The 22,503-nt window shown below is 56.7% G+C and carries 22 protein-coding genes; 16 read left to right on the top strand and 6 right to left on the bottom strand.

Annotation, left to right across the window (positions count from 1 at the left end):
• The first annotated feature begins 73 nt into the window (after positions 1-73).
• The 4 genes from BMZ67_RS13505 to BMZ67_RS18855 all read left to right on the top strand — a co-directional run bounded on the left by BMZ67_RS13505 (position 74) and on the right by BMZ67_RS18855 (position 3,234).
• Entirely contained in the window at positions 74-1,288 is a 1,215-nt protein-coding gene (locus BMZ67_RS13505) for a pyridoxal phosphate-dependent aminotransferase (protein ID WP_092023536.1), read from the top strand.
• 13 nt (positions 1,289-1,301) lie between these two features.
• Positions 1,302-1,772, top strand: coding sequence for a hypothetical protein (locus tag BMZ67_RS13500; protein ID WP_092023534.1), 471 nt, complete (start codon positions 1,302-1,304; stop codon positions 1,770-1,772).
• A gap of 121 nt (positions 1,773-1,893) precedes the next feature.
• Complete coding sequence (htpX, locus tag BMZ67_RS13495) at positions 1,894-2,775, top strand: protease HtpX (protein WP_092023532.1); 882 nt, start codon at positions 1,894-1,896, stop codon at positions 2,773-2,775.
• 273 nt (positions 2,776-3,048) lie between these two features.
• The gene (locus BMZ67_RS18855) at positions 3,049-3,234 is read left to right on the top strand and encodes a PA1571 family protein (protein ID WP_092023530.1); all 186 of its coding nucleotides are present in this window, start codon (positions 3,049-3,051) and stop codon (positions 3,232-3,234) included.
• Between the two features lie 10 nt (positions 3,235-3,244).
• On the opposite strand, the gene pdxB is transcribed toward BMZ67_RS18855, so the two are convergent.
• From pdxB to BMZ67_RS13475, 3 genes are read right to left on the bottom strand one after another with little or no spacing between them, the layout of a single operon-like run.
• The gene (gene pdxB / locus BMZ67_RS13485; RefSeq protein WP_092024133.1) at positions 3,245-4,393 is read right to left on the bottom strand and encodes a 4-phosphoerythronate dehydrogenase PdxB; all 1,149 of its coding nucleotides are present in this window, start codon (positions 4,391-4,393) and stop codon (positions 3,245-3,247) included.
• 16 nt (positions 4,394-4,409) lie between these two features.
• Positions 4,410-5,717: a DEAD/DEAH box helicase gene (locus BMZ67_RS13480; RefSeq protein ID WP_092023528.1), complete on the bottom strand. Its 1,308-nt coding sequence runs from the start codon at positions 5,715-5,717 to the stop codon at positions 4,410-4,412.
• Positions 5,718-5,775: 58 nt separating this feature from the next.
• The gene (locus BMZ67_RS13475; RefSeq protein ID WP_092023526.1) at positions 5,776-6,330 is read right to left on the bottom strand and encodes an elongation factor P hydroxylase; all 555 of its coding nucleotides are present in this window, start codon (positions 6,328-6,330) and stop codon (positions 5,776-5,778) included.
• Positions 6,331-6,546: 216 nt separating this feature from the next.
• On the opposite strand from BMZ67_RS13475, the gene dsbD reads away from it, so the two are divergent.
• Positions 6,547-8,391: a protein-disulfide reductase DsbD gene (dsbD, locus tag BMZ67_RS13470; protein WP_092023524.1), complete on the top strand. Its 1,845-nt coding sequence runs from the start codon at positions 6,547-6,549 to the stop codon at positions 8,389-8,391.
• 6 nt (positions 8,392-8,397) lie between these two features.
• On the opposite strand, the gene tusA is transcribed toward dsbD, so the two are convergent.
• Positions 8,398-8,637, bottom strand: coding sequence for a sulfurtransferase TusA (gene tusA / locus BMZ67_RS13465; protein ID WP_092023523.1), 240 nt, complete (start codon positions 8,635-8,637; stop codon positions 8,398-8,400).
• Between the two features lie 129 nt (positions 8,638-8,766).
• On the opposite strand from tusA, the gene BMZ67_RS13460 reads away from it, so the two are divergent.
• Together BMZ67_RS13460 and BMZ67_RS13455 are read left to right on the top strand one after the other, a co-directional pair.
• Positions 8,767-9,051: an antibiotic biosynthesis monooxygenase family protein gene (locus BMZ67_RS13460; protein WP_092023521.1), complete on the top strand. Its 285-nt coding sequence runs from the start codon at positions 8,767-8,769 to the stop codon at positions 9,049-9,051.
• Between the two features lie 115 nt (positions 9,052-9,166).
• A complete protein-coding gene (locus BMZ67_RS13455; protein ID WP_245749982.1) occupies positions 9,167-11,038 on the top strand; it encodes a sensor domain-containing diguanylate cyclase in 1,872 nt (623 codons plus the stop codon).
• Between the two features lie 9 nt (positions 11,039-11,047).
• On the opposite strand, the gene BMZ67_RS13450 is transcribed toward BMZ67_RS13455, so the two are convergent.
• The gene (locus BMZ67_RS13450) at positions 11,048-11,704 is read right to left on the bottom strand and encodes an alpha/beta family hydrolase (protein ID WP_092024131.1); all 657 of its coding nucleotides are present in this window, start codon (positions 11,702-11,704) and stop codon (positions 11,048-11,050) included.
• 229 nt (positions 11,705-11,933) lie between these two features.
• On the opposite strand from BMZ67_RS13450, the gene ccoN reads away from it, so the two are divergent.
• The 9 genes from ccoN to BMZ67_RS13405 all read left to right on the top strand — a co-directional run bounded on the left by ccoN (position 11,934) and on the right by BMZ67_RS13405 (position 20,630).
• Positions 11,934-13,364 (top strand): cytochrome-c oxidase, cbb3-type subunit I, encoded by a 1,431-nt coding sequence (gene ccoN / locus BMZ67_RS13445; protein WP_092023517.1) that lies wholly within the window; start codon positions 11,934-11,936, stop codon positions 13,362-13,364.
• A 17-nt stretch (positions 13,365-13,381) separates the two neighbouring features.
• Positions 13,382-13,990 carry a cytochrome-c oxidase, cbb3-type subunit II gene (gene ccoO, locus BMZ67_RS13440; RefSeq protein WP_092023515.1) on the top strand — a complete coding sequence of 203 codons (609 nt, stop codon included), beginning with the start codon at positions 13,382-13,384 and terminating at the stop codon, positions 13,988-13,990.
• 5 nt (positions 13,991-13,995) lie between these two features.
• Positions 13,996-14,181 carry a cbb3-type cytochrome oxidase subunit 3 gene (locus BMZ67_RS13435; protein WP_092023513.1) on the top strand — a complete coding sequence of 62 codons (186 nt, stop codon included), beginning with the start codon at positions 13,996-13,998 and terminating at the stop codon, positions 14,179-14,181.
• Positions 14,178-15,068 carry a cytochrome-c oxidase, cbb3-type subunit III gene (gene ccoP / locus BMZ67_RS13430; protein ID WP_092023511.1) on the top strand — a complete coding sequence of 297 codons (891 nt, stop codon included), beginning with the start codon at positions 14,178-14,180 and terminating at the stop codon, positions 15,066-15,068. The genes BMZ67_RS13435 and ccoP overlap by 4 nt, the downstream gene beginning before the upstream one ends.
• A 143-nt stretch (positions 15,069-15,211) precedes the next feature.
• Complete coding sequence (gene ccoG / locus BMZ67_RS13425; RefSeq protein WP_092023509.1) at positions 15,212-16,642, top strand: cytochrome c oxidase accessory protein CcoG; 1,431 nt, start codon at positions 15,212-15,214, stop codon at positions 16,640-16,642.
• Positions 16,643-16,681: 39 nt separating this feature from the next.
• Positions 16,682-17,197 carry a FixH family protein gene (locus BMZ67_RS13420; protein ID WP_092023507.1) on the top strand — a complete coding sequence of 172 codons (516 nt, stop codon included), beginning with the start codon at positions 16,682-16,684 and terminating at the stop codon, positions 17,195-17,197.
• Between the two features lie 5 nt (positions 17,198-17,202).
• A complete protein-coding gene (locus BMZ67_RS13415) occupies positions 17,203-19,647 on the top strand; it encodes a heavy metal translocating P-type ATPase (RefSeq protein ID WP_092023506.1) in 2,445 nt (814 codons plus the stop codon).
• Positions 19,648-19,692: 45 nt separating this feature from the next.
• The gene (gene ccoS / locus BMZ67_RS13410) at positions 19,693-19,947 is read left to right on the top strand and encodes a cbb3-type cytochrome oxidase assembly protein CcoS (protein WP_092023504.1); all 255 of its coding nucleotides are present in this window, start codon (positions 19,693-19,695) and stop codon (positions 19,945-19,947) included.
• Complete coding sequence (locus tag BMZ67_RS13405) at positions 19,947-20,630, top strand: sulfite exporter TauE/SafE family protein (RefSeq protein WP_092023502.1); 684 nt, start codon at positions 19,947-19,949, stop codon at positions 20,628-20,630. The genes ccoS and BMZ67_RS13405 overlap by 1 nt, the downstream gene beginning before the upstream one ends.
• A 22-nt stretch (positions 20,631-20,652) precedes the next feature.
• Here the strand turns inward: BMZ67_RS13405 and edd are convergent, their stop codons facing one another.
• Positions 20,653-22,473, bottom strand: coding sequence for a phosphogluconate dehydratase (gene edd, locus BMZ67_RS13400; RefSeq protein ID WP_092023500.1), 1,821 nt, complete (start codon positions 22,471-22,473; stop codon positions 20,653-20,655).
• Between the last annotated feature and the right edge of the window lie 30 nt (positions 22,474-22,503).

Here is a 22,503-nt window from a genome sequence, read left to right as displayed (position 1 = left end):
ATTGAGGTGTTGCCGCAGACAAATGCTCCGATAGAATAATGGCCTTACGATGAACAACCGGAAGCCAAACCCTATGCAGAACTACATGAAGTCCGCCAAGCTCGATAATGTGTGTTATGAAATTCGTGGCGTGGTTCTGCGCGAGGCGCGTCGTCTCGAAGAGGAAGGCCACCGGGTTCTGAAACTGAACATCGGCAACCCCGCCGCGTTTGAGCTGGATGTCCCCGAAGAGATTCAGCAAGACGTCATTTACAACATGCACCAGGCCCAGGGCTATGTTGAGTCCAAAGGGCTGTTCTCCGCACGAAAAGCCGTGATGCACTACTGCCAGCAGCGGGGCATCGACAAGGTGGATATCGACGACATTTTCCTTGGCAACGGCGTCAGCGAGCTGATTGTGATGTCTATGCAGGCCCTGCTCAACACCGGCGACGAAGTGCTGATTCCCGCTCCGGACTACCCCCTGTGGACGGCGGCTGTCACCCTGTCCAGCGGAAAGCCTGTGCACTATCGTTGCGATGAAGAGCAGGGATGGTTCCCGGATATTGATGACATCAAGAAAAAGATTACGCCGCGCACTAAAGCGATCGTGCTGATCAATCCGAATAACCCCACTGGGGCGGTTTATTCAAAGGAATTGCTGCTTGAAGTGATTGAACTGGCCCGCAAGCACAACCTTGTTGTGCTGTCCGACGAGATCTACGACAAGATCCTGTACGACGGGGTTCAGCATATCTCGACCGCCTCCCTGGCAGATGATGTGTTGTTCATCACTTACAACGGCCTGTCCAAGAACTACAGGGCGGCGGGCTATCGCTCGGGCTGGATGATCATCAGTGGCGCCAAACACCGGGCCAATGACCTGATCGAAGGCATCGAGATGCTGTCGAACATGCGGCTGTGTGCCAACGTGCCGGCTCAGCTGGCCATACAGACTGCGCTTGGCGGCTACCAGTCCATCAACGACCTGGTGGTCCCTGGCGGGCGTCTGTATGAGCAACGCATGACGGCGTGGTCCATGTTGAACGATATCCCTGGTGTCAGCTGCGTCAAGCCCAGTGGAGCGCTTTACCTATTCCCGAAGCTTGACCCCAAACGCTATCCGATTGCCAATGATGAAAAGTTGGTCCTGGACCTTCTGCTTCAGGAGAAAATACTGTTGGTGCAGGGGTCGGCGTTTAATATCGATGACCGTCAGCACCTGCGAGTCGTCTTCCTGCCCCGCAAGGATACACTGGAAGACTCCATGACACGGCTGGCTCATTTCCTGTCCACTTACCAGCAATAACCGGAGCCCAGGCGTGGCCGATATTCATATCGAGGAGTTCTACAAAGACACCGCAGTCGCGCTGGTTCAACTGTACAATGCGTTCCCGCGGCGAGTTAACCTGTTCGTCGAGGACATCGCCGGACCTGATGAGCCTGACGAATTCGGCCTTCATTCCCGCCGCCATATGGCCTGTTTCGGCAGCCTGTTGTGGATGGCAGAAGAGGGCCTGATCCGCTACGTGGACACCATCCGCCAGGAAGCACTGGATCAGGCGGTTCTCAGCCAGCGGGCCTTTACCCGACTGAGCGCACCCGCCAGCCCGACCCTGGTTGCAAGCGTTGAGCCCCACGTTATTGCCGGGGGGGAATCGTTACCCCCTTCGGTCCGGGCCGACCTGACAACCCATGTCCACATCATTCGGGAGACCTTGCGCACCGGTCATTCCGCAAAGCTTAGCCATGTTATGCAGGAAATTTTTTTCCGAGACGAGCCAGACCACTAACCCCTGATGCATTAAATTCCCCTAAGGTGCTTGAACCCCCTGCGGAGAGCCCCATATCACCGTTAGAAACGGTGCCAATACAGGCCCGCCGATCGGTTCAGCATTGATAAGGGAAACTTAGATGCGAATACTGTTGTTTCTTGCCACCAACCTGGCTGTGATTCTGGTTGCCAGCATTACGCTGAAACTGCTGGGAGTTGACAGCTACCTCGCTCATAACGGTATCCAGTACGGATCGTTGCTGGCCTTTGCCGCCGTCTTTGGCTTTGCAGGCGCCCTCATCTCCCTGTTCCTGTCCAAGCCGATGGCAAAGTGGAGCACTCGCGCCAAGATCATTGATAACCCACAAACGCCCGCGGAACGCTGGCTGGTGGATACCGTAGCGGAACTTGCCCGGAATGCCGGCATCGGGATGCCGGAGGTCGCAATCTTCCCTGCCTCCCAGTCCAACGCCTTTGCCACGGGCTGGAACCGGAACGCCTCATTGGTCGCAGTCAGCGAGGGACTGCTACGACGCTTCGATAAGGACGAGATTCGAGCAGTCCTCGGTCACGAAATTGGCCATGTTGCCAACGGAGACATGGTCACCCTGACGCTGATCCAGGGCGTGGTCAACACCTTCGTTATTTTTGCATCGCGGGTGATTGGCTCTGTCGTCGACCGTGCGGTGTTCAAGTCAGAAAATGGCCACGGACCAGGGTTCTTTATTGTCAGCCTGATTGCAGAGCTGGTACTCGGCATCCTCGCCAGCACGATAGTATTCTGGTTCTCCCGCCGCCGCGAGTTCCGTGCAGACATTGCCGGAGCACAGTTAGCTGGACGTGGCGCCATGATCAGCGCCCTGTCACGACTCAGACAGGAAAGCGAAGTACCGGACCAGATGCCGGACACGCTGCAGGCATTTGGCATAAACCGTGGTCAGCGTGGTGGTTTGAGCGCCCTGTTCATGACCCACCCGCCGCTGGAAGAGCGCATTGCCGCTTTGCAACAAGCGAACCTCTGAAACGTATTCCTATTGCTCCGGTAATAACAGAAAAGGCCCCTTCCGGGGCCTTTTGCTTTTCTCGACAGCCGCTCTGGCCGCACCCTCCATCCGACCAACCCATCTACACCCTTTGTAGAATAGCCGTCTATTTTTTCAGCAACGATACTGCCAATAGGTTCACACTTGCCCAGTCATATTTCAGACATAATCAAAGGGTAGTGTTGGGTCGTACCAAGGGAATGGGACGCAAGGAGCCAGTCAATGACTCCTGGAACTCGATGAGGAACAAAAATGAGAGAGGGCAACACCGTGATGCAACAGAAACATATGTCAGAACCCTGGATGAACGGCGCAGCGATTGTTCTATCCGACGGTCGAGAAGTTCCTATCACGGACACCATGGTCCGCCAGACACTGGAATCACTGATCCAGTCCCAACCTGAACCCCAGGCTTCAGAAATCAGAAAATCGGCATAACGCCGATTTTCTAGATTTTCAGTTTGAACCCCAAGTCCTTGAAGGTGTCGCGCAGAATCTTGCTGGTTCCCTTTAACTGAACCTTAACGCTACTGAACTCCCTTCTTACCGGATAGTCTTTCCGCAAACGATCAAAAGCCGCGCCCCGTTCGCTGGCATCCAGCCCCATCACCAGCCGCAAGTTGGCGTCATCGCGCCGAGGGTCATAGCAACACCGCATGGCGGTAAATGCCGCAGCATCGTCCTCAGCCGAACTGGTAAAGCTCAGCTTACTCAGGGCAGGCTCCGGGAGGAATTGCCCGGCCTGCTTCCGCACAGGAAAACCGAGGAACCGGCAAACCGCTTGGTAGATAATTTCAGTACCCTGCAGCTTTCCTTCCAGGCTGTACCCGGCAATATGCGGCGTAGCCAACCAAACCTTGTTGACCAACTCCGGCATAATCACCGGCTCCTGCTCCCAAACATCAAGAGCCACCACCGGCGCTTCTGGCTGACCCAGGCGGTTGAGCAGCGCCTGATTGTCGACCACCTCTCCCCGACTGGTGTTGATGAGCAACTGATCCCCACGCAACGCCTGTAACCGGTCTGCCCCCAACAGGTGGTAAGTGGGATGTGCTCCCCCAATCTCCAGAGGCGTATGCAACGTGACGACATCACAGTCGAGCGCCTCATCAAGAGTGGCAAAGTCCACTTCCGGCTCGACCTCAGCCCTTGGTGGATCACAAAGCTTGACGGTAAAGCCGAGACGATCCAGCTTCCGGGCCAGCTCACCACCGACATTCCCTACCCCGACAATCCCGACCGAAAGCTCGCTCCAGTCTTCAATCCCGCGCCGCTCTGCATAAAGCGCAAGAACACTGAGTACGTATTCCACCACGCTGTTGGCATTGCAACCTGGCGCCGCGCAGAAAGCGATGCCATTTTCTTCGAGCCAGGCCTGATCAATGTGATCCGTTCCGATGGTTGCCGTTCCAACGAACTTTACCCGGCTGCCTTGAAGTAGCGAAGGCGTTACACGGGTGACAGAGCGCACCAGAAGAACATCCGCATCAGCCACGTCCTCTGCCTTCATCAGGCGCCCGGAAACTCTCCGGATTTCACCAAAATCGCCAAAGAATGAATCCAATAAGGGAATATTCTCGTCCGCTACGATCAACATGCTCATTTACCTATGCTCAAGACCTGCGTGGCCGGGGCCCCCGGTTTCCGGCCGGCCGGCGACCGCCACCGCCGCCACTGCGACGCCGTTTGATCGCGGGTTTGGACAACGGCTGCATCAGATCCTCTTCCGGTACAGTCGAGGTCAGCTTCTGGCTGATGTATGTCTCAATAGCGGGCAACGAGAAGGAGTCATCCTCACCGGCAAGACTGATGGAAATACCATGCTGCCCCGCCCGTCCGGTCCGCCCAATGCGGTGGACGTAGTCTTCAGCGTTGTCCGGCAGGTTGTAGTTGAACACGTGGGTCACTCCGTCCACATGAATACCACGACCAGCCACGTCTGTAGCCACAAGCACCTGAATGGTACCGCGCTTGAACTGATCCAGGGTCTTGAGACGCTTGTTCTGGGCAATTTCCCCAGACATCATGGCGACTTTGACACCCTGGTTCTGAAGGTTTTCCTCCAGGTCACGACACTGGTCCCGACGGTTGGCAAACACAATCGCCTTGTCCACGCCCGGCCGCTGCAGGTAGTTCACCAACACCGTCAACTTGTCGTCTTCACTGACCAGGTAAACCGTCTGCTTCACGCGCTCTGCGGTCTTCTGCTCCGGCTCGATCTCCACAAACTCAGCATTACGGGTCCACATGGACGCCAGGTTGAGAACATCCTGGTTGAACGTGGCACTGAACAGTAGTGTCTGGCGCTCTTCCTTTGGCGTACATTTGCGAATGATCCGCTTAACATCCGGAATAAAGCCCATATCCAGCATGCGATCTGCTTCATCCAGGATCAGTATGTCGAGCTGGTCAAGGAACACGTCCTGGGAGCCCAGGAAATCAATCAACCGGCCTGGCGTGGCAACAAGAATGTCGACAATCTCATTCTGGAGCTGATCCCGCTGCTTGTCATAGTTCATACCGCCGACAACAGTCACAACGTTGTGACCGGTATACCCACACAGCTGCTCAGCATCCTTGGCAATCTGCATCGCCAGCTCGCGGGTAGGCGCCAGCGCCAGCACCCGGGGCTCGGAGGCAAAACGGTCTTTGGCAGGAATGGGAGTTTCAAGCAAACTTTGGATTGCAGTAATCAGAAATGCCGCGGTCTTACCAGTACCGGTCTGCGCTTGCCCGATCAAATCCTCGCATGCCAGCGTGAATGGCAGTGTTTCAGCCTGGATGGGGGTACAGTGGGTAAACCCGATATCGGTAATGGCATTGAGCAACCGGGAATCCAGATTGAGGTCGGAAAAACGGACACTGCTGCTGTTAGCGGGAGATATAGAGCTTTGCGCTTGCGGATCCGTGGAAGCATCCATGGGAGAGGCCGTTTGGGGATTGGAGGTTGTCATATACAGTCAGGATACCTTACCGTCGTTAGTTAACGGGTGCCGGGTCTGGGCGTTCAGCTTGCCAGGCTGCTGCAAACCGGTGTGCCGTACCATAAAAATCCATTAGGGTCCGAAAAAAGGCGCGTCCCCTTTTCGGCATTCCCTCTTTAAGATAGCAGTCAGCCTGTTCCCACACCTTGCGTTTAAATCCATCCTCATCAACAGCGCCATCGCCATTGAGGTTATCTACGCTGATGTGGAAGCGGAATCCGGCCGCAACCGAAAACAGCCACTCTAGTGCTTGTGGCTTGACCTCAACCTGCTCAAACGACTTTTGTTGTTCCGGAGTCCGGCCGTCCGGGCAGTACCAGTAGCCATAATCCACCAGCGTGCGCCGATGTTGGCCGGCAATGCACCAATGACTTATTTCATGCAAGGCACTGGCGTAATAGCCGTGAGCAAAGATAACCCTTGCGGCGTCCCCGCCGTCTGTCTCTGGCAGATACTCAGGTTCATCGCCGCCTCGGACCAGGATCGTCCGGTAGCTTTCACGGAACAGGTCGTTAAACAGCATGACAAGATCGTGTGGATGGTGTTTCATGCGTTCGCTATTGTGCGTGTTAAATGATCTCAATGCCAGTGGGAACTTATCCGCACCCCTGGAGTCTACACGGTGTTTTATCGGCATGGCCGGTATAATCTGAATCCAGATCCACTTTCCTGAGAAGCAGCCCGGTTTATGGCGTTACTGACAACACTGCCAGCGTTCACTCCCCACACAGCTCCCTATCAGGCTCATAAAGGCCGATGGAACCCGATGATCAACGGGCTATGGCCACTGATCCTTATTGCCGTTGCCTTGGTAGCGCTCAGCCCCGTCAAGGCCTTGGCCTTTGGAAACCAGGGCTCGGGGCTGTTTTCGTCAACTGGAAGCGATTTTCTACCGGTGGACGAAGCGTTACCGTTTTCCTTCTCCAGCACCGGCAGCCAGGTCACCCTGACCTGGGACATCACTCCCGGGCATTACCTATACCGGGATCGCATTGCCATTACCACAATGGACGATGGCGTTATCGTGGGTCCCCCAGAGTATTCAATTGCTGGGGATAGCAAGGAAGACCCGTTTTTCGGTCTGGTCACCGTTTTTGAACAACCGGTGACCGCCACTATCCCGATCTCCCTGCCAGCGGGAGTGAACGAAGCTAACCTTCAAGTGACCTATCAAGGCTGTGCCGAGGCCGGTCTGTGCTACCCGCCGCAGACCCGCGACGTTCTGTTCTACCCTGGAAATGATGCGACAGCCGACGGCTCGGCAGCCCCGGCACAAGCCAGCAGCACCCGCATTGATACCGACAGCGCAACCGGCCTGGCAAACCTGCTCGCCAATCGCTCTACGGCTACAATCGCAGCGATTTTCCTGCTACTCGGGCTTGGTTTGACGTTTACGCCCTGCGTGTTGCCCATGGTGCCCATCATCTCGTCACTGGTATCCAGTCAGAACACTCAGACCCATACCCATGCCCTGATGCTCTCCGTCAGCTATGTGATGGGCATGGCGCTGACATACGCCGCAGCCGGCGTCATTACTGGGCTGCTCGGCGCCAGTTTCAATCTCCAGGCGCAGCTTCAGTCACCATGGGTATTGGGGGTGTTTGCCGCCCTATTTGTGGCCTTTGCCCTGTCCATGTTCAACGTTTACGACCTGCAGCTTCCCAGGTTTCTTCGTGACCGACTGAATCACGCCAGCCATCAACTCACGGGTAGCCGCATTGCCAGCGTTTTTGGCATTGGCGCCTTGTCGGCGTTGATCGTGTCGCCTTGCGTGTCAGCACCACTAGCCGGCAGCCTGCTCTACATCAGCACTACCCAAGACGGCGTCCTTGGCGGTATCGCTTTGTTTTCCCTGGGTGTTGGTATGGGCCTGCCGCTTATCCTTGTGGCCGTCGGCGGCAGACGCCTGCTGCCCGCCACTGGCCCCTGGATGAACGTGGTGAAGTCCTTTTACGGCATCATGCTACTGGCGGTCGCTATCTGGCTTGTGGAAAGGATGCTGCCAGCGTGGACGACCCTCACGCTCTGGGGCCTGCTGGCGGCCATCACTGGCGTTCAGCTCGGCGCATTTGATCACGCCAAGGCCGGCTGGGAGCGAACCTGGAAGGGGTTTGGCCTGGTCTTGTTTGCCTACGGCCTTGCGCTATTGACCGGTGCGCTGACCGGGGCCCACGACCCACTGAAACCCTTGTCAGCCTTTACCGCATCAACCAGCAGAGCCCAGGCGATGGAGGCCCCGGAAACATCAGCATTCCTGACATTGGCGTCGACAACCGAGCTTGAGCAAGAGCTGCAACAAGCGGCGGATGCAGGCACTCCGGTCATGCTGGACTTCTACGCTGACTGGTGCATTTCCTGCAAAGTGATGGAGCGTGAGGTATTTGCGACCGCCGAAGTCAGGTCCTTGCTCTCTGGCTACCGCTGGTTGCAGCTGGATGTCACAGACAACACTGCGGAGCACCAGGCCTTACTCGACCGCCTCGGCCTGTTCGGCCCGCCAGCCATTCTTTTCTTTGCCGACGATGGCCGTGAAGTTGAGGACCTCCGCGTTCTCGGGGAAATGAACCAACGTCAGTTCCTTAACCACATCGCGAAACTGACGCGCCGCTAATCCCGCTCAAGAGCCACGGCGGATGAAGTAAATATACTCCGCCCCAAGCTCTTGGGTTGTCACCAGTTCGTGATTGAGAAACTGACAAAACCTCGGGATATCACGCGTAGTGGATGGATCTGTTGCAATCACCTTCAGAATGCCACCTTCCGGCACCTCCAAAATCCGCCCGTGGAGCATCATGACCGGCTCAGGACAAAACAATCCCCGTGCATCCAGCTCAGCCTCATATTCTGGCGTATCCAACTCAACCCCCTAATTTATAGTGAAATTTCACAATTCCATGCTAGCTTTTAAGGTATAACCTCAGAAAAGCGCAGTCTGGACGCTCCTTTCCGGATGATGCCCTAAATTCCTGCCAACCCGGAGAATGACATGATTCGAGTTTTGATCGAACGCCACATCGCAGAGACGCTTGAGTCAGCCTACGAAGAACACTCTCGCGGCATACTGCAACAAGCCATCACTGCACCCGGATTCATTTCCGGCGAAACGCTGTTTAATGCCGCTGACCCCAACCACCGCCTCACCCTGTCCAACTGGCGCTCCGCTGCCGACTGGGATCGCTGGTATCGCTCAGACTACCGTAAGGACTTGATGAACGAGATCCTGCCTATGATGGATCAGGATGAGAAAATAACAATTCTGGAGCAATGCTAAACAGCACTGAATTCCCTGATTATTGATGTAATTTCAAACTGTTTAACATCACGACTATGCAACCGTTTGCTACACTCGCGTCTTTTCGCCCGTTGGCTGAACTCGGATGCAATCAATGGTCAGGTATTGCCTGCTGCTCACCGCTCTGCTGCTTTGGACAGCTGGCGCCTACGCCGAACCATCGGGCGTAGCCCAACTCTGCCGAAAGGTCGATGCCTCAGTGCCCGCCCAGCGGGCCAGCTTGCTCGATTTTACCTGCTATCTCCCAGTTCCGGAAAGTGCACCCTACTGGAACGCGCAAACCATCCACGAACTACCCGACGCCCTGACCTGGCGTCCCGCTGCTGGCCATGAACTCGCATTCACCCAATCTGAAGACTACTACTGGGTTCGCATCAACATCCACAACGGCGGGGCCAGCCCGGGCTTTTGGTACCTGAAGCTCGACTACGCACCACTGGATCACGTCGAGTTCCATCTCGACACCCCCTCGGAACACCGCACCATCCAAACGGGGGACCGAAAGCCATTTCTTAGCCGGGAAATCGACTACCGCTATTATTTGCTCCCTATATCTCTAAGAGAAGGTGAAACGGCCGAGGTCTCCATTCGCCTACACAGCGGTGGTGCCCTGAACCTGCCACTTGCGCTGGTCACGCCTGATGAACTGGTCAGCTCAAGCAACCAGCTCACCCTGACTCACGGGCTTTTCTACGGTGCCCTGCTGATCTTTGCCATCTTCAACCTGCTACTGTTCGTCAGCTCAGGCACCACCTATTACTTCTACAATGCCTTCTATATGGCCGGACTTGGAATGTTCCTGTTTGCCATGGGGGGCTTCGCCTACCAATACCTCTGGCCTTCCAATCCACAGCTCGCCAACACTGCGATCCCAATCAGCATGGCCCTGTGCGCACTGTCGATGAACCTGTTTGGTCGTTCGTTTCTCGAGTTGTTCAACCGAAAGACCTTCACCTCGCGACTGCTCACCGCCCAGAGTGTTGCCGGTGTCACGCTGCTAGTACTGAGCCCTTACCTCAGCTATACCATCGCCATCAAGACCATTGCCATCGTCACTCTCACGGTCATCTGCAATCTGTTTTTTATCGGCATCATGCGCTGGCGGGCAGGTCTTACCCACGCGAAGTGGTACGTTATTTCATGGTCAACCATGGTTCTCGGTACGATCAGCTATGCCCTGGCAGCGTTTGGCTACCTGCCGGATTTCCTGACCCATGAAATCGTCATGCAGGCTGCCATTGGCAGTCAGGTCATACTTCTTAACTACGCCATGGTGCAACGTTGGCGAGAACTTAACCTGAAGCTGCTTGAAGTCGAATACAGTGCCAAGCAAAAGCTGGAACGACAGGTGCTGGAGCGAACGGCTCAGCTTCGCAAAACCATGAACCAGCTGGAGCAGGCCAACCGACAACTCGAAGCACTCAGCACACGGGATGAGCTTACCGGGCTGTTTAACCGGCGCTATCTGGACAGCCGCCTGCAACAACTTGCCCGGGAGTCCCAGCGTACCGGGCACCCCGTTGCCCTGGTGCTGGTCGATGCCGATCACTTCAAGCAGATCAATGACCGCTTCGGGCATGGCTTTGGCGACTCCTGCCTGCAATCCATTGCCCAGGTACTTGAGCGCAATACCTGTCGCCCACGGGACGTCGCGGCGCGCTATGGCGGCGAAGAGTTTGCTTTGATACTGCCAGACACTGACGAGTCCGGGGCCCTCAGGGTGAGCCAGGCAGTGCTGGAGGATATGCGCGACACCATGATTGAAGCACCCGACGGATCAAACCATTCTCTGACCCTGAGCGCAGGCATCGCTATATTAAAGCCGGGAGAAGCCCTGAGCAGTACCTTTGAACGGGCTGATCAAGCACTCTACCGGGCTAAAGCCGGTGGACGTGATCGCGCAGAACTTGCCGAGCCTCCTATCCGCTCTGATGCAACCACCAAGCGCACGGAGAACGCCCAATAAAATAGTTGGTTACACCAGACTTTTGATAAACATCACAGCATTATCCGCCGCCTGCTCAATGAGCTGATCCTGGCTAAACGGCGATTTTTTCGGCGGCAGAAAATCATGATTCCCGCCCTCCAACCAATTGACTGAAACAGCATCAGGCAGCATCTGCACTGCCACCTCATCAGGTTTGCCAAACGCATCCCGGGTTCCCTGTTGAATAGTTACCGGACACCAGAGCTGGCCGAAGTGATCGGTACGCCATCGATCCAGCTTGCCCGGGGGGTGAAACGGATAGCCGAAACACAGCACCCCCTGGAACCGCCCTTCCATCGAAGGGTCCGCCGCGAGAAGACTCGCCATTCTGCCCCCCATCGATTTCCCACCAATGAACAGCGACTGACCTTGCAACAACTCTGAGCGCTGTCTCTCTATGACCTCAGAAAAATAGGCCAACAGCTTCTCGGCACGGTCGGGTGGACGCTTGCGCCCATCTTCCCGGCGCTTCTGCATGTAAGGGAATTCAAAGCGAGCAACCGTCACACCTTTTTCCGACAACCGGGCTGCGAGTGCCTCCATAAAAGGAGAATCCGATGGAGCGCCCGCGCCATGAGCCAGAAGCAATACCGCTCCAAAGTCGTGGTTTTTCGCTTCGTTTGTATATCCCTCAGTAGAGTTCACCTGCTCTCCAAATGCGACTATGATATTGACACCAATTAGAAACCCCTGAACTGGGCGTAGAAAGCATAACATGACCCGGCCGGACCCTTGCGGTTTTAGCCGAGCCATGTGACTGATTTGAGAGACTTTGACAGCCCCAATGGACTTGACCTGAGTCATTGCAAAGCCGTCATGGTTTCTCCATACTTGCGCCCGCACATTTCCCCATTCTAAATCCATTGGTAAGGCTATGAGCACAGTAAATCCAAACCTGACATACAACTACAAGGTGGTGAGACAGTTCGCCATCATGACAGTGGTATGGGGTGTTATCGGGATGAGTCTCGGCGTGTTGATCGCATCTCAACTCGTCTGGCCCTCTATGAACCTGGACCTGCCCTTTACCCATTTCGGTCGCCTGCGGCCGCTGCATACCAACGCCGTAATCTATGGCTTTGGCGGTTGTGCCCTGTTCGCAACGTCCTACTACGTGGTACAGCGTACCTGTCAGACAAGACTGTTCTCTGATGGCCTGGCCCAGTTTACCTTCTGGGGTTGGCAGGCCATTCTGGTGGCTGCCGTCATCACTCTGCCCCAGGGCTTTACCAGCACCAAGGAATACGCGGAACTTGAGTGGCCGATCGACATCATGATCACTCTGGTCTGGGTGTCCTACGCCATCGTGTTCTTCGGTACCGTTGCCAAGCGTAAGGCTGCTCATATCTATGTGGCCAACTGGTTCTACGGCGCCTTCATCATCACCGTTGCGGTCCTCCACGTTGGTAACAACCTGGAACTGCCGGTTAGCGCGTTCAAGTCCTACAGCCTGTACTCTGGTGTTACCGACGCCATGATTCAGTGGTGGTGGGGACACAACGCGGTAGGCTTCTTCCTGACTGCCGGATTCCTTGGCATGATGTACTACTTCGTACCGAAGCAGGCTGAGCGTCCGGTTTACTCCTACCGTCTGTCCATCGTCCACTTCTGGGCGCTGATTGCCACTTACGTCTGGGCTGGTGGTCACCACCTGCACTACAGTGCACTGCCTGACTGGGCGCAAACCGCTGGTATGGTCATGTCCCTGATCCTGCTCGCTCCGAGCTGGGGCGGTATGATCAACGGTATGATGACCCTGTCCGGTGCCTGGCACAAACTGCGTACAGACCCTGTTCTGCGTTTCCTGGTGGTTTCCCTGTCTTTCTACGGCATGTCCACCTTCGAAGGTCCGATGATGGCCATCAAAACCGTCAACGCCCTCTCCCACAACACTGACTGGACCATCGGTCACGTACACTCCGGCGCTCTGGGCTGGGTTGCCATGATCAGTATCGGCGCTGTCTACCACCTGATCCCCAAACTGTGGGGCGTGCGTCAGATGTACAGCGTTTCCATGATCAATATGCACTTCTGGCTGGCTACCGTAGGTACCGTGCTGTACATCGTTGCCATGTGGGTTAACGGAATCATGCAGGGTCTGATGTGGCGTGCAGTCAACAGCGACGGCACCCTGACCTACAGCTTCGTTGAGTCCATGGAAGCTTCTGCACCAGGCTATTTCGTACGTTTCCTCGGCGGGGTTATCTTCGTCACCGGCATGCTGATCATGGCTTACAACGTCTACAAGACTGTACGTCAGAAAGATGCAGTGGCCTTGGATAACAGTGCGGCCCAGGCAGCCTGAGAGGAGTAGAGAGACCAATGAGACACGAAATTGTAGAAAAGAACCTCGGGTTGATGGTCGCGCTGATCATTCTGGTCATCAGCGGCGGCTTCCTGGTTGAGGTTGTACCCCTGTTCTTCCTGAAAGAAACCAATGAGCCGGTTGCCGGCCTGGAACCTCTGACTCCGCTGGAGCTGGAAGGTCGTGACATCTACATCCGTGAAGGCTGTCACGTCTGCCACACCCAGATGATTCGTCCGTTCCGTGCTGAAACCGAGCGCTATGGCCACTACTCCGTTGCCGGCGAGTTTGTCTACGAGCACCCATTCCTGTGGGGCTCCAAGCGGACTGGTCCGGATCTGGCTCGAGTCGGTGAGCGTTACTCCGACGCCTGGCATCGTATGCACCTGTACGATCCGCGCAGCGTTGTACCGACATCCATCATGCCGGCATTCCCTTGGCTGTTCGACGCCAAAGTCGATGCCTCTGGCACCACCGCCAAGCTGAAAGCTATGCAAACCCTGGGCGTGCCCTACACCGACGAACAGGTCGCCAACGGCGCCGCTGAGGTGGAAGGCAAATTTGAGATCGAAGCCCTGGTTGCGTATCTGCAGCAACTTGGCACTGTGATCTCTACCAAACGGTGATCCCGATGGATATTAACGAGGTACGCGGTATACACACCCTGCTCGTCATGGCGGCATTCCTCGGTATTTGCTGGTGGGCGTACAGCGCCCGCCGCAGCAAAGCCAACGATGAAGCCTCTCATCTGCCCTTTGATGATGACGACATTGATCGCCGTACCCTTGAAAACGAGAAAACGGAGAAGAAACAATGAGTACCTTCTGGAGCATTTGGATCAGCGCGATCGTGCTCGGTACCATCTTTGGCTGCGTATGGCTGCTCTGGGCCACTCGTAAAAGCCAGACAACCGACACCGAAACCGACCGTACCACTGGTCACTCCTACGATGGCATCGAGGAATACGACAACCCACTGCCAAAGTGGTGGTTCTACCTGTTCCTGGCCACCTGTGTATTTTCACTGGTTTACCTGGTTCTGTACCCAGGCCTCGGTAGCTTCAAGGGCGTACTGGGCTGGACCCAGCACAACCAGTGGGAGAAGGAAGTAGAGGTCGCTGACGCACGTTACAGCGAGATCTATGCCCGCTACGGTGACACCCCGCTCGAAGAGCTGGCCCTCGACGAAGACGCCATGAAAATGGGTCAGCGTCTGTTCGCCAACAACTGTTCGCTCTGCCACGGTGTTGCAGGTCGCGGCTCCCTGGGCTTCCCGAACCTGACCGACAATGACTGGCTCTATGGCGGCACCCCTGATGCCATCCTGCAGACCATCACCAATGGCCGTCACGGCGTAATGCCTGCCAAGGGCATGATGCCAAACATGAGCGCTGAACAGACGGACCAAGTGGTCAACTACGTCCTGAGCTTCAGTGACCGTGCCCAGGACGCTGACGCAGCAGCGGCAGGTCAAGCCGTGTTTGCCCAGGCCTGTGCCGCGTGTCACGGCGCTGACGCCAAAGGCAATCAAGCCATGGGCGCGCCCAACCTGACCGATAACGTTTGGTTGTACGGCAGCACCTATGACCGCATCGAAGAGACCGTTCTGCACGGTCGTCAAAACCAGATGCCGGCTCAGGCAGGCCGACTCAGCGAAGACCAGATCCACATTCTGGGCGCCTACGTCTACAGCCTGTCGAACTAAAGACTCTGGACGCTGTCACTCATGACAGCGCCCTGCCCCACTCCGGTGGGGCAAGTCTTTTGAACCCTGGGTCCGGTTTTCCGGGCCCAGGCTTGAAAAGACTATAAGCACCGATGAAGGTGCACCCCTGATGGGAGGTATTGATGAGCAGTCAAATTCCGGTAAAGCAAATCGACCCAAAGACTGACGCCTCCAACAATAACAATAAATCCGAGACCGTCGAGCTTTACGCCAGCCGCAAGAAGATCTACGTCAAAGAAGTGCACGGCGTGTTCCAGCGCATCCGCTTCTTCAGCCTGATGGCATTGATGGGCATGTACTTTGCCTTCTGCTGGATCACTATCGATGGCGCCCCACTGATCCATTTCGACCTGCCTGGGCGAGAGTTTCACCTTTACGGCGCCACGTTCTATCCAAAAGATTTCATCCTGCTGTCCGGAATGCTGATCATCAGCGCCTTTGGACTATTTTTCATCACCACTCTGTTTGGCAGGGTCTGGTGCGGTTATACCTGCCCCCAGACGGTCTGGACCTTCATTTTCATGTGGGTCGAGGAGCGAATTGAAGGCAGCCGCAACAAGCGGATGAAACTCGACAAGTCTCCCAATACCACCGAAAAATTCATCAAAAAATCCCTCAAGCATGCGGTGTGGCTGTTTATCGCCTTCGCCACCGGCCTGACTTTTGTCGGTTACTTCTACCCTATTCGGGAGCTGATTGCTGACATCTTCACCCTTGATGCCAACGGCTGGGCGTACTTCTGGGTTATGTTTTTCACCGTAGCGACCTATCTCAACGCCGGGTGGATGCGGGAGCAGGTATGTCTGTACATGTGCCCTTATGCCCGCTTCCAGTCGGTGATGTTCGACGCTGATACCCGCGTTGTATCCTACGACCCCAACCGCGGCGAGCCCCGGGGCGGTCGCAAGAAGAGCCTGGCCAAGGAAGAGCATGGGTTGGGCGATTGTATCGATTGCGGCCTCTGCGTCCAGGTATGCCCCACCGGTATCGACATTCGCGATGGTCTGCAATACGAGTGCATCGGCTGTGCCCTGTGCATCGACGCCTGCGATGAGGTCATGGAAAAAATGAATTACCCCAAGGGCCTGATCAGCTATACCACTGAAAACCAGCTGGAAGGCAGGAGCTCCAAGCTGCTGCGACCCAGAACCTTCGGGTACGGTGCGCTATTGATGGCGATGGTAGGTGCCATCATCTTTACCCTGGCGAGCCGGGTACCAGCAGAACTCGACGTCCTTCGCGATCGCGGCTCGCTGTTCAATTACAACGGCCAGGGGTTGGTTGAAAACTCCTACACCCTTAAAATTGCCAACATGTCAGAGATACCCCAAACCTATCGCATATCCGTCAGTGGCATCGACACCATCAACCTGAGCACCCGTAATGAAATCACGGTCGCCAGTGGTGAGCACGTTTCGCTGCCGGCAGTTGTCGAAGTGGATCCGGAAGCCATTCCCGACAGCAATAACACGATCACATTCCAGATGAACTCGCTGATGGACGAAAGCCTGAACATCACCACCGAAAGCCGTTTTGTAGGGCCTACCCGGTAATCCCAGGATTACCGGCGCCCTTCTCGGAGAGACCCTGTTATGAGCGAACAAACTCCCGTCAGCCCCTGGTTCCGTCAGCCCTGGTTCTGGTTCCTTCTGATCTTCCCAACGGCGGCCATCATCTGGTGCATCTTCATGATCACCATGGCAGTAACGTCTCAAAACTCCATGGTGACCGACGATTACTCGAAGGAAGGCCGCGGCATCAACATGGAACTGGCGCGGGACGAAAAGGCCGTTGAGCTAGGACTGCAGGCACAACTCGACTTCGCAGAGCGCACCGTTCAAGTCAACCTTGAGGGTAACTCGGGTGCCAGCAACTACCCATACCTGGTACTTAACCTGTTTCATCCTACCCTTGAAGATCGCGATCTGACCGTTCAGCTGATGCCAGTGAATGAGCACGCCTATAGCGGCAACCTGCCCAGCGGCACGGAAGGCCGTTGGTACCTGGATCTGCGGGGCCCAGACAACGACTGGCGTCTCAAGGGTGAAACCGAACTGCCATCCAGCACAACTCTGGAGCTCGGGGTGACCTTGCAAGGCCAGGGTTAAGCTTCATGCAATGCTTCCACTGTGGCGAGGAAGCCGATAGCCATCCACCCATCACCCTGGAACTGGATGGCCTGACCCGCGAATTCTGCTGTTATGGCTGCCGGTCGGTTTGTGAGACCATCCATCAGGAAGGGCTCACCGGTTTCTATCAGCACCGCACCGCGCCTGCGGTCACCCCAAAGTCATTGACTGCAACGGAACTGGAGCAGATCCGTGAGCTGGACCACCCGCTGGTCCAGCAAACCTTTGTGCAGCCCGTCAAGGGAGGGCTTGAGGCACAACTGCTCATTGAGGGTATTACCTGCGCGGCCTGCATCTGGCTGCTCGAGAACCATCTCTCCCGGCAGCCCGGGGTGCTCTCGTTCTCCGTCAATCACACCACTCAGCGAGCCCGGCTGGTCTGGTCGCCTGACCAGGTTCACCTTAGCCAACTGGTGACCGCCATCCACGAGCTCGGATACGCTGCTCGCCCTTACAAGGCCGACGAAGTAGAGCTCGCGCTGAAAGCAGAAAAACGAAGTGCGCTAATTCGCCTGTCTGTTGCCGGTATAGGCATGGTTCAGAGCATGATGCTGGCCTTCCCGCTGTACTTTGAGCTGGTCAATGACCTGTCGCCGACGTTTATTCAGTTCTTCCGCTGGTTCAGCCTGCTGGTCGCAACTCCTGTGGTTCTGTACAGCGCCCGCCCGTTCTTCCGGAACGCCCTCAGGGATATCCGCACCCGCCACCTGACGATGGATGTCCCGGTGGCGACCGCCATCGGACTGGCCTACCTGGCCAGTGCCTGGGTAACCATAGTTGGTGGGCAAGAAGTCTATTTTGAATCGGTCTGCATGTTCACTTTCCTGCTATCCCTTGGCCGCTATATCGAGATGCAAGCGCGCTACCGAGCCGGGCTGACCGGCAACGCGCTGGTTGGCGTACAGCCCAGGGTCGCCAGTCGTCGGCTGGGGGATCAGGTAGACCTGATTGCCACCCACGAGCTCAAGGCTGGCGATATTATTGTGGTCAAGCCGGGTGAAACCCTGCCGGTCGATGGCACCATCATTGCCGGGCACTCCACAATCAATGAGGCTGCACTGACAGGAGAATACCTGCCAGAAACCCGTTCCACGGGTGATTACGTCCATGCAGGCAGCCTCAATGGCGAAAGCCCACTGGATGTGCGCGTTGAAAAGACCGGAGCCAGCACCCGCCTTTCCGGCATCCTCCGCATCCTTGACCGGGTCCAGTCCGAAAAGCCAGCGGTCGCCCGCATGGCCGACCGGGTAGCGGGGATGTTCGTCAGCCGAATACTGATACTCGCCCCGCTGGTGTGGGTTGGTTGGTGGCTGGCCGGTTCCGACCGGGCCTTCGACATCACCCTGTCGGTGCTCGTGGTGACCTGCCCCTGCGCGTTGTCCCTGGCGACGCCAACGGCCATCACAAGCGCCACCGTCAAACTTCGCAAATTGGGCTTTCTGCCGACACGAGGTCATACCCTCGAATCACTGAATACCATCGATACCGTGGTGTTCGATAAGACAGGGACGCTGACCGAAGGTAAGCTCTCCCTCGTGGGCACCCATGTACTGGGGTCACTGAACGAAAATGAAGCCCTCAACCTTGCAGCGGGGCTGGAGCAACATTCCGAACACCCGATCGCCAAGGCCTTTTCAGGGTTCCGACCCGAACCACTGACCGATTTCCATAACCACGTCGGCGGTGGGCTAACCGCTACCTGGCGGGGGAATCAGGTCGCCATAGGTCATAGTGACTTTGTCGGTGGCCACACATCCGCCCCCAAACCCGATCTTGAAACCGGTCACGGCATCGCGATCTGGATGGCCGACAGTAGCCAGTGGCTGGCCTGCTTTGTCCTTGATGACCGGCCGCGAGACGATGCTCATGAAGCATTGGCGACGTTGCATGCAATGGGGATACATACAGTGCTGCTCAGCGGCGACCGTTCGGGGCATGTTGCGCATATATCGAAACTGCTTGGGCTCGACGAAGCCTACGGACAGGCCACCCCGGAAGACAAGCTGGCACGGCTTAAATCCATGCAGGATCAGGGGCGCCATATCATGATGGTTGGCGACGGGCTCAATGACCTGCCATCCATGGCTGGGAGCTCAGTCTCAGTGGCCATGGGCTCTGCGGCAGACCTCACCCAGCTACGCGCCGATGCGGTCTTGCTGAATGGCCAGTTACGGCAACTTCCCGAAGCCATCCGCACCGGTATCGCTACCCGCAAGGTGATTCGTCAGAACATGGCCTGGGCACTCACCTACAACCTGTGTGCCCTTCCCCTGGCGGCAGCTGGTATCATACCCCCATGGCTGGCTGCCATTGGCATGTCACTCAGCTCACTGGTGGTGGTATTGAATGCACTGCGCCTCGGCCGAGACGCCCCCACTCCTGGCAATAACCCGACGCTGGCCGCCAACCTGGAGTTGCCCCGCGCCTGAGCCCGGCAGCAACACCGAACGACTGACCGTTTACGAGGTAATAGTGTGGAAATCGTGATGATTCTGGTGCCGGTGACCCTGATTCTGGTCGGGGGTGGCATCTACCTGTTTTCATGGGCAGTCAAGAGTGGCCAGTATGATGACCTTGAGGGACCGGCCCATCGCATCCTGTACGATGACGACAAGGACATGATCCCAAGCGATGTACGCCCGTCCTCCGGAGGCAGGCCTGATCCAGAAGCCGCGGTTTCCGACGAGAAGGAAAAGCACGCCACTAACTCCGGCAATCCCACTGACTGATGCCTGATGCGCTTTACCTTAGCTACCCCAGCGCCTTTCTGATTGGTCTCCTGGGAAGCACCCACTGCCTGGGGATGTGCGGGGGCATCAGCGCGTCCCTGTCCATGGCTTTACCAGTGGGGCGCGGATTTCGATGGCGCCAGGCCTTGATGCTGTTGGCGTTCAATGGCGGCCGGATTGGCAGCTACGCCGTCATCGCCGCACTGGTGGCCCTGGTCAGCACCGGAGCCGCCCAGCAATGGGCCCAGCTTGCCCCTCTGCTAAGAACCCTTGCCGGAGTTTTGCTGATACTCATGGGGCTTTCGATGGCACAATGGTGGCAAGGCATCCGCTATGTCGAAAAAGTTGGCGCTCCGATCTGGAAACAACTGTCGCCGCTGACCAAACGCTTCATCCCCGTCCACAGGCCGACTCAGGCTCTTGCATTGGGCGCGCTCTGGGGCTGGTTACCCTGTGGCCTAGTCTACAGCACCCTGGGATGGGCGGCCTTACAGCCTTCAGTGGGGCAAGCAGCAACCACCATGCTGTTCTTTGGCCTGGGCACCTTGCCCTCCATGCTGATCACCGGACTGGCTGCAAACAGCCTCAAACGCCTCCAGAAGAATCGCTATTTCCGCCAGCTGACCGGAGTGCTTTTGATGGCTTTCGGTGTATGGACGCTACCCTTGAGCAGCATTAGCTAACCCCGAAAGCACAGACGGGACACTAGGCGTGGTGGTTCCAGAACACACTGCCACCGTCCTCCGGATTCGCGACTGACTGCCGCATCCAGCCAAACAGTTCACGACCAAAACCACTGCGATGAGCGGAAAGTTCTGCGGTGGCGGGTTGACGATCATTCAACTCGCTCTCAGTAACCTCCAGGACCAGATTGCCGGAGTCTGCATCCAGGCATATCAGGTCACCATCACGAACTTTAGCCAAAGGCCCTCCATCCAGGGCTTCCGGGTAGACATGGATCGCCGCCGGAACCTTGCCGGAAGCGCCGGACATCCGGCCATCCGTCACCAGGGCGACGTGAAAGCCCCGGTCCTGGAGCACCCCGAGATAGGGCGTCAGCTTATGCAACTCCGGCATTCCGTTCGCTTTGGGGCCCTGAAAGCGCACCACGGCGACACAATCCCGGTCTAGTTCGCCGGCCTCAAACGCCGCCACCAGTTCGTTCTGGTCATTAAAGACCACGGCAGGGGCACTGACACGGCGGTGTTCAGAGGCAACCGCCGATACCTTAATCACCCCCCGCCCCAAATTGCCATTCAGGACCTTTAGCCCGCCATCCGCGGCGAAAGGCGTATTCACCCCGGCCAGAACATCCGGGTTCAGTGATTGCCCGGGAGCTTCCTGCCAGCTCAGTTTCCTACTCTCCAGGGAAGGGGTTTTGGTATAGCGCTCCAGGCCCTGCCCCATCACCGTTTCGACATCGTTGTGGAGATAGCCTCCAGCGAGCAGCTCACGAATCAGGAATGGCGTCCCGCCAGCTTCGTGGAAGTCATTCACATCTGCCTGCCCATTGGGATAGATTCGGGTAACCAGGGGGACAACGGAAGACAGGTCCGCGAAGTCGTCCCAGTTAATGAGAATACCGGCTGCCCGGGCGACCGCGATCCAGTGCATGGTGTGGTTAGTCGAGCCTCCAGTGGCCAATAACGCCACCAGGGCATTGGTGATCGCCTTCTCATCCACCAAATCCGCCAGCCCCAACGCTCCGCCGCCAGGCCGGGACAGACGCACCAGCTGTTCGGTAGCAGCCTTGGTCAGCGCCTCCCTCAGGGGCGTTCCCGGGTTCACAAAGGCCGAACCGGGCAGATGCAGTCCCATGACTTCCACCAGCAGTTGATTGCTGTTGGCCGTACCATAGAATGTGCAGGTACCCGAGCTGTGATAGGACTGGCTTTCCGCCTCCAGTAGTTCGTCTTTTCCCACCTTGCCTTCAGCATAGAGCTGCCTGACCCGCTGTTTCTCTTTGTTTGGCAGCCCCGAAGGCATGGGCCCGGCGGGGATCAATACCGCAGGAAGATGGCCATAACTCAGGGCACCAATCAGCAAACCCGGCACAATTTTGTCGCAAATCCCCAGCAAAGCCACCGCATCAAACAGGTTATGGCTTAAAGCAATCGCGGTGCTCATGGCAATGACATCACGGGAGAACAGGCTCAGCTCCATACCGGGCTGGCCTTGGGTGACCCCATCGCACATGGCCGGAGTGCCGCCCGCAAATTGGGCAACCGCTCCCATGCCATGGGCGGCTTCACGAATGGTATCGGGGAAATGTTCGTAGGGCTGGTGGGCTGAGAGCAGGTCGTTGTAGGCAGAGACAATACCCAGGTTCGCCTGGTTCATCAGCTTCAGAACCGACTTGTCGGATGGCGTACAGGCGGCTATCCCGTGGGCCAGGTTACCGCAGGACAAGGCTGCCCGATTAGGAGACTGTGCCTTCAACGAGCCCATGCGTCCGAGGTAATCCTGCCGGGAAGCCGTACTTCTCGCGATGATGCGCTGGGTAACCTTGTGAACCACGGGGTGCATACGTGTTCCTCCGTTGCGGGTCATACAATG

It is taken from the genome of Marinobacter zhejiangensis, from assembly GCF_900114775.1.
In the GTDB taxonomy this organism is placed as follows: domain Bacteria; phylum Pseudomonadota; class Gammaproteobacteria; order Pseudomonadales; family Oleiphilaceae; genus Marinobacter; species Marinobacter zhejiangensis.
The sequence above is the reverse complement of the archived record's forward strand: the minus strand, read 5'-3'. Positions and strand labels throughout refer to the sequence as shown.